The organism is Vibrio sp. HI00D65 (assembly GCF_001635455.1).
Lineage (GTDB): Bacteria > Pseudomonadota > Gammaproteobacteria > Enterobacterales > Vibrionaceae > Vibrio.
This window is the reverse complement of the sequence record NZ_LWEH01000190.1, coordinates 1-247: the sequence shown is the minus strand read 5'-3', so window position 1 is coordinate 247 and position 247 is coordinate 1. Positions and strand designations below refer to the sequence as shown.

Below are 247 nucleotides of genomic sequence, written 5' to 3'. Positions count from 1 at the left end.
TCACCTTACTTGGTCTAAGAGCGATTGATTCCAATATCGACTTCTATAATTCTGAACAGGCACTCGCGAGCGTCGGTATCGACTATAAGTTCTAAGAGTTAGATATTCCAAGGCGTTGTATAACGTTCCGATTTTGTTGAGGTTATTATCTGTTTAAGTATTTCGAGCACTTATAATCTTTAAGGTTGTAGGTGCTCGTTGCTATCCGTAGTATGAAAGTCGTTCAGTTAAAAAGATCAGATAGTAA

The 247-nt window shown here is 37.7% G+C and carries 1 protein-coding gene; it reads left to right on the top strand.

What is annotated here, in order from left to right; all coding sequences use genetic code 11:
* A partial coding sequence (locus A3712_RS27405; RefSeq protein WP_157618769.1) for a DUF2860 family protein occupies positions 1–95 on the top strand: 95 nt, incomplete at its 5' end.
* Positions 96–247: the final 152 nt, after the last annotated feature.